This window comes from Oscillibacter sp. (assembly GCF_031978065.1).
Taxonomy (GTDB): domain Bacteria; phylum Bacillota; class Clostridia; order Oscillospirales; family Oscillospiraceae; genus Oscillibacter.
Genome location: NZ_DALZCH010000119.1, coordinates 1 through 6,235, shown reverse-complemented (window position 1 = coordinate 6,235; position 6,235 = coordinate 1). Strand labels below are relative to the sequence as shown.

Here is a 6,235-nt window from a genome sequence, read left to right as displayed (position 1 = left end):
GCAATCTCCTCCTGCACCCCTTCCGCACAATCGCTGTCATTTTTTAGGATTGACTTGGAAATGCGGTACAGCGTGGGCTCTGCCGCAACAACGCGAGAAGCAAAATCATCTCTGTCCACGGCGGTTGTTCCTTTCTGTGTAACTATCTGGGTACATACAAAGTCCTTTTCCGGATGGCCGATCCAAACTTGAGCTCTGACTGTTAGAGCAAATAAGGTACTGTCAGGTTCCCAAATTTAAAAAGAATTTAAAAAACTTTTGAACGGAGGAGGGAAATGCCCCAAAGGACATGGACTTGCGCTCGGAAAAAGAGCACGGTAAAGCGCGCGGCGGGCCTTTAAACAAGGCCTGCCGCGCGCATAAAGATACAGCCATTTCAATGACGAATGGAAAAGAACCTTATTGTTTGAGTGCGGCGGTCTTCTCATACGCGGCGATGACTGCATTCATTGCAGCGGCCCGGAAGCCGCCATCTTCCAGCGCGCGAACGCCCTGAATGGTGGTTCCGCCGGGAGAACACACCGCATCCTTCAGCACGCCGGGGTGCTTTCCGCTCTCCTGCTGCAAACGGGCCGTGCCGACCAGTGTCTGGGATGCAAGCTCGATGGCGGTGGCCCGGGGCAGGCCGCAGGCCACGCCGCCGTCCGCCAAAGCCTCCAAAAACAGGCAGATAAACGCCGGGCCGCAGCCGGAGACGGCGCTGCCCGCGTCGATAAGCCGCTCATCCAGCGCCATGAATTTTCCGGCCCCGGCCATGTCGGCAAGAAATGCCTGCTCCTCTTCGGCGGATACGTCGGCGCTGTGGGAATACAGCGTCATCCCCTCGCCGATGGAGCAAGGGGTGTTGGGCATGACGCGAATCACGGGATACGGCTCTCCGATCAGCTCCTGAATGTCCGCGATGGACAGGCCCGCCGCCATGCTCACCAAAATAAACCGCGTCTCCCGCGCGGCAAGGACCGGGCCGATGTCGGCCAAAAGATCCTTCATCATGTGGGGCTTCACGCCCAGAAAAATGAAGTCTGCGCTCTCGGCCACGGCCTCGCCGTCCGCCGTGCGGCAGCCCAGCTCCTCAGCCAGCGTCTCCGCCTTTGCCATGGTGCGGTTGGAGAGAAACACCTGATCGGGCTCCACCGTGCGGCATACCGCCCGTGCCAGCGCCCCGCCCATGTTTCCAACGCCGATAAATCCGTAAGTTGCCATATCGCTCCTACCTTTCGTACATTCGTCCGGCCCCGGCGGACTGCTCCTCCGGAGCTGGAACGGTTATTCCCGAATCTGGCCCTCGCCGTAAATCACGTATTTGGAGCTGGTCAGCTCCTCTAAGCCCATGGGACCCCGGGCATGCATCTTCTGGGTGGAGATGCCGATTTCCGCGCCCAGACCAAATTCAAACCCGTCGGTAAACCGGGTGGAGGCGTTGACATAGACCGCCGCCGCGTCCACCGCGTTCAAAAAGTGTTGGGCGGTAAAATAGTTTTTGGTAATAATGGACTCAGAGTGGCCGGTGCCGTGGGTGTTGATAAAATCAATGGCTTCCGCCGCATTCTTTACAACATGGACAGCCAGAATATAGTCGTCATACTCGGCGTCCCAGTCTGATTCCTGAGCAGGAACGCCGTCTTTGCCAATCATGGGCAGAGCGGCCTCGTCGCACCGCAGCTCCACGTTTTTGTCCTTCAGCAGGGGAACGGCTTTTTCAAAAAAGGCCCCTGCCACGTCCTCCGCCACCAGCACGCACTCCACAGCGTTGCACACGGAGGGGCGGGAGCATTTGGCGTTGAACAGGATTTTGGCGCCCATGTCCAAGTCTGCCTCACTGTCGATATAGACGTGACACACGCCCTCGCCCGTGCGGATGACGGGAACGCTTGCGTTTTTTGCCACGGCGCGAATCAGCTCCGCGCCGCCCCGGGGAATCAGCACGTCCACGTACTCCGTCAGGTGCATCAGCTCGTTTGCCGTGTCGCGGCTGGTGTCCTGCACCAGCGAGATGCAGTCCGCGGGCAGACCCGCGTTTTCCAGCGCGGCGCGCATCAGTTCCGCCGCCGCCCGGTTGGAGCGAATGGCTTCCTTCCCGCCTCGGAGAATACAGGCATTGCCGGATTTCAGACACAGGGCCGCCGCGTCGGCGGTGACGTTGGGGCGGGCCTCGTAAATGATGGCGATGACCCCGAGGGGGACCCGCCGCCGCCCGATAATCAGTCCGTTGGGCCGGGTTTCCATTTTTGTCACCGTGCCGATGGGGTCGGGCAGAGCCGCTACCTGACGAATGCCCTCCACAATCCCGGTAATCCGGTCTTTCGTCAGCGTCAGCCGGTCCAGCATGGCGGGGCGCATGCCCGCCGCCGACGCGGCGGCCACGTCCTCCGCGTTGGCGGCAAGCCACAGGTCCTGATTTTCTGTCAGAAAATTGGCGATGGTTTCCAGCGCGGCATTTTTCTGCGCCGTGCCGGTAATGGCCAGCACCCGTCCGGCGGCCCGGGCCAATTGGCCCTGCCGCTCTAAAGCTGTCATAGGTTCCATACTCCGCGCCTCCTCATTTTAAAGCTAAAAATCTGGTTCCAATTTCCGCGCCGTCCACGATGCCGTACAGGTTCTCGGTCCGCTTTCCGTTGGTGATCACCATGTCACAGCCCGCCTCTATGGCGATTTTGGCGGCGGACAGCTTAGTGGCCATGCCGCCGGTGCCCCGCCACGAGCCTGCGCCCCCCGCCATCTCCAGAATCTCCGGCGTCAGCGCCTCCACCCGGCGGATAAGCTTTGCATCCGGATGGGTATGGGGGTCCGCGTCGTACAGACCGTCAATGTCCGAAATAAGAATCAGCAGGTCCGCCCGGCACAGCTTTGCCACGATGGCGGAAAGCGTGTCGTTGTCGCCCAAAACCTTGTGCCGCCCCGTTTCGATCTCCGCCGAGGACACAGAGTCGTTTTCATTCACCACGGGAATCACCCGCATTTCCAGCAGTGCACCGAAGGTGCTGGTGAGATGTTCGGCCCGGATGGGATCGTCCACGTCGTCCCCTGTCAGCAGGATCTGGGAGACGGTGCGGTTATACTCGGAAAAAAACTTGTCGTAAATGTGCATAATGCGGCACTGGCCCACTGCCGCCGCTGCCTGCTTAAGCCGTAGCTCTTTTGGCCGCTCTGGCATGTTCAGCCGGGCCGCACCCACGGCAATGGCGCCGGAGGACACCAGAATTACCTGATGGCCCATGCCGCTTAAATCCGAAAGAACCCGCACAAGTTGCTCAATGCGGTGCAGATTCAGCGCGCCGGAGTCGTGGGTGAGGGTGGAGGTGCCCACCTTCACCACAATACGCTGCTGCTTCAAAGTCTGTCAGCTCCCCTCAAGAGAATGATGATATATTGAAGCATTATATCACGGCGTTTTTCAAAATGAAACCGGGTAAATTTCTAATTTTTGCAGAAGCTAGTGCGGAAAGCGAGGGATTTCATGACGGAAGAGACAAAAACAAAAAAGCAGACGGAAGAAGACGAGGCCGACACCGGCGCGGACACCGGCTCTGACAAAAACGGAACCAGCCCGGAGGCTTGGCAACAGCAGATTGTGGACAGCGGCTCCGTCACCACCAAAACCCGGCGGGGAAGTCTCCACTGCCTTACCATCATCGGGCAGATCGAAGGGCACATGGCCGCCGCGCCCAACACAAAAGCCACGAAATATGAGCATGTGATGCCGCTGTTGGCGGCGCTGGAGCAGTCTGAAGAGGTGGACGGCGTGCTGTTTCTTCTGAACACCGTGGGCGGCGACATCGAGGCCGGGCTTGGCATCGCGGAGCTGATTGCGGGTATGGGCAAGCCCACCGCGTCTCTGGTGCTGGGAGGGAGCCACTCCATCGGCATTCCTCTGGCGGTAGCGGCAAAGCGGAGCTTTGCGGTGCCCTCGGCGGCGATGACGGTTCACCCCGTCCGCATGAGCGGCACGGTGATTGCCGCACCCCAGACGTACCATTACTTCGAGCGGTTGCAGGACCGCATTGTGGACTTTGTCACCCGTAACTGTGCCATTGACAAGGATACGTTCCTGTCCCTGATGATGAAAACCGGAGAAATGGCGGCGGATGTGGGCACGGTGCTGTACGGCGAGGAAGCCGTGGGTTTGGGGCTAATTGACCAGGTGGGTACGCTTTCCGACGCGCTGGATTGGCTTTACGGAGAAATAAAGCCGAAATCGGTAAAAAAGAGACGTCTCTCCTGAAAGCGGCGCAAAACAAGCGGAGACGGTATAGAGAAAAACGCTGCGGAAGCAACTTTGCTCCCGCAGCGTTTTTTATAGTTGGATGCGAAACAGTCCGTGGCGATTGCAGCAGGCATAAAGCGTTCCGCTTCGATAGGGGAAGCGGGCCTCGGCGCTCTGCTCCGGATAGAGCCGGACAATCTCCGCCCGGCTATCAGTTACCAGCGCAAAAAAGCTGATAAAGTGGTCCTTACGCATGGGGTGATTCAGCGTGACGTACCACTCGCCGTCCAGCCGCTGTGCCCGCAGGCTGTGGGCCTCGTCCGGCTCTTCCGCCTCCAACGGCGGAAGGTTCACGCCGCAGCAGGAAAATGCGCCCTCACCGGTGGCCCACAGGACGTTTCCGCAGATGGGGCAGACGTAGAACTTGCTCCGCAGAAGGTTTCCAGAGCGGTTGGCGTTGATAAAGCATTCGCCGCTCAAAAGCTCCGCCACCGAGATGCTCAGGGCCGCCGCCAAAGGCTCCAGTAGGGAGATATCCGGCAGACCCCGGCCCGTCTCCCATTTTGAAACGGTTTTGTCGCTGACGCATAGAGTTTGGGCAAGTTGGCGCTGGGTGAGCTGCTTTTTTTCCCGCAGATCCCGGATGGCCGCGCCCGTTACATAGTGATTCATAAAATTGCGTTCCTCATTTTTATCGGATTTGCCGCTATGGGCAGAATACTGCGTTCCGGACGAAATGGCAACCTACGCTCCGCAGAGTTTGAAAACAGAAGTGCTTCGGGAAATGTCTCTCTCACAGCGTTCTCAAATTGTACCTTGAATATAAATGCTTTTTTTGATATAGTAGAGTAGTTACAGTATCTCTATTGACAGAGGTGGCTTCATTGTACTTAAAGGCATTGGAAATTCAGGGCTTCAAATCCTTTCCCGACAAAACGGTTTTGAAGTTCGGCGAGGACATCACCGCCATCGTGGGGCCCAACGGCTCCGGAAAATCGAATACCTCCGATGCCATCCGCTGGGTCATGGGAGAGCAGAGCGTGAAGGGCCTGCGGGGCGCGAAGATGGAGGACGTGATTTTCGGCGGCACCGCCAAGCGGCCCCAGCAGGGGTTTGCGCAGGTGACGCTGGTGCTGGACAACACGGAGCATATTTTTCCCGCCATGGAGGAAGGCGAGGTGGCCGTTACCCGGCGGTACTACCGCAGCGGGGAGAGCGAATATTATATCAACCGCCAGTCAGTCCGGCTTAAGGATGTGACGGAGCTGTTTTTGGACACCGGCATGGGCCGGGAGGGGTATTCTATTATCGGACAGGGCAAGATTGATGAGATTCTGTCCACCAAAAGCGGCGACCGCCGGGAGATTTTCGAGGAGGCCGCAGGTATTTCCAAATACCGTCACCGCAAGGAGGAGGCGGAGCGCAAGCTTCAGCGCACGGACGAAAATCTGGTACGCATTAACGACAAGATTGCGGAGCTTGAATTGCAGGTGGAGCCTTTGCGGGATCAGGCGGAAAAGGCGAAGAAATACCTGATTTTCCGGGACGAACTGCGCGTTTTGGAGATTTCCACCTGGCTGGAGGATTTGGACGCGCTGAAGGCCGGGGCCAGAAAGCTCGAGAGCGACTTCCACGCCGCCGAGGCCGCCCGGGACGAGGCCCGGGTCCGGCTGGACGCGCTGTACGCCGAGGGCGAGCAATATGGCCAGCGGATGCGGGAAAAGGACATGGAAGCGGAAAGTCTGCGGTCGGAAGCCGGAGAAAAGGACGCGCAGGCGGCGGAGCAGGAATCCGCCGTGGCTGTGCTGAAAACCACTGCCGCCCACCATCGGGAAAACATTGACCGGGTGGAGCGGGAGCTGCGGGATCAGGAGAACCGGGCGGACGGTCTTGCGAAGCAAATCGAGGAGCAGGAGGCGCGCATCGCGGAGATTGACCGGCAGATTGCCGAAGAGTCCACGACACTGGAAGCCCTTTTGGCGCAGGCTCGGGAAGCGTCACAGACGGCGGAGGGCAAGCTGAGCGAGGCGG

6 protein-coding genes are annotated in these 6,235 nt (G+C 58.9%); 2 read left to right on the top strand and 4 right to left on the bottom strand.

What is annotated here, in order from left to right:
- Nucleotides 1–399: 399 nt before the first annotated feature.
- From proC to proB, 3 genes are all read right to left on the bottom strand, one after another.
- Complete coding sequence (gene proC / locus RTK01_RS14260; protein WP_312281609.1) at nucleotides 400–1,203, bottom strand: pyrroline-5-carboxylate reductase; 804 nt, start codon at nucleotides 1,201–1,203, stop codon at nucleotides 400–402.
- 63 nt (nucleotides 1,204–1,266) lie between these two features.
- Nucleotides 1,267–2,517, bottom strand: a complete 1,251-nt coding sequence (locus RTK01_RS14255) for a glutamate-5-semialdehyde dehydrogenase (RefSeq protein WP_312281613.1) — start codon at nucleotides 2,515–2,517, stop codon at nucleotides 1,267–1,269.
- 22 nt (nucleotides 2,518–2,539) lie between these two features.
- The gene (gene proB / locus RTK01_RS14250; protein WP_312281608.1) at nucleotides 2,540–3,334 is read right to left on the bottom strand and encodes a glutamate 5-kinase; all 795 of its coding nucleotides are present in this window, start codon (nucleotides 3,332–3,334) and stop codon (nucleotides 2,540–2,542) included.
- A gap of 123 nt (nucleotides 3,335–3,457) precedes the next feature.
- On the opposite strand from proB, the gene RTK01_RS14245 reads away from it, so the two are divergent.
- A complete protein-coding gene (locus tag RTK01_RS14245; protein ID WP_312281607.1) occupies nucleotides 3,458–4,222 on the top strand; it encodes an ATP-dependent Clp protease proteolytic subunit in 765 nt (254 codons plus the stop codon).
- 72 nt (nucleotides 4,223–4,294) lie between these two features.
- Here the strand turns inward: RTK01_RS14245 and RTK01_RS14240 are convergent, their stop codons facing one another.
- Nucleotides 4,295–4,876: a helix-turn-helix domain-containing protein gene (locus RTK01_RS14240; protein ID WP_312281606.1), complete on the bottom strand. Its 582-nt coding sequence runs from the start codon at nucleotides 4,874–4,876 to the stop codon at nucleotides 4,295–4,297.
- 212 nt (nucleotides 4,877–5,088) lie between these two features.
- Between RTK01_RS14240 and RTK01_RS14235 the strand changes: the two genes are divergently transcribed.
- Nucleotides 5,089–6,235 (top strand): AAA family ATPase (locus RTK01_RS14235; RefSeq protein WP_312281605.1); only part of this gene is annotated, 1,147 nt, incomplete at its 3' end.

What these genes read in the sequence shown, in the direction of transcription:
- proC (WP_312281609.1), bottom strand. Translation starts at nt 1,203, where the DNA reads ATGGCAACTTACGGATTTATCGGCGTTGGAAACATGGGCGGGGCGCTG.
- RTK01_RS14255 (WP_312281613.1), bottom strand. Translation starts at nt 2,517, where the DNA reads ATGACAGCTTTAGAGCGGCAGGGCCAATTGGCCCGGGCCGCCGGACGG.
- RTK01_RS14245 (WP_312281607.1), top strand. Translation starts at nt 3,458, where the DNA reads ATGACGGAAGAGACAAAAACAAAAAAGCAGACGGAAGAAGACGAGGCC.
- RTK01_RS14240 (WP_312281606.1), bottom strand. Translation starts at nt 4,876, where the DNA reads ATGAATCACTATGTAACGGGCGCGGCCATCCGGGATCTGCGGGAAAAA.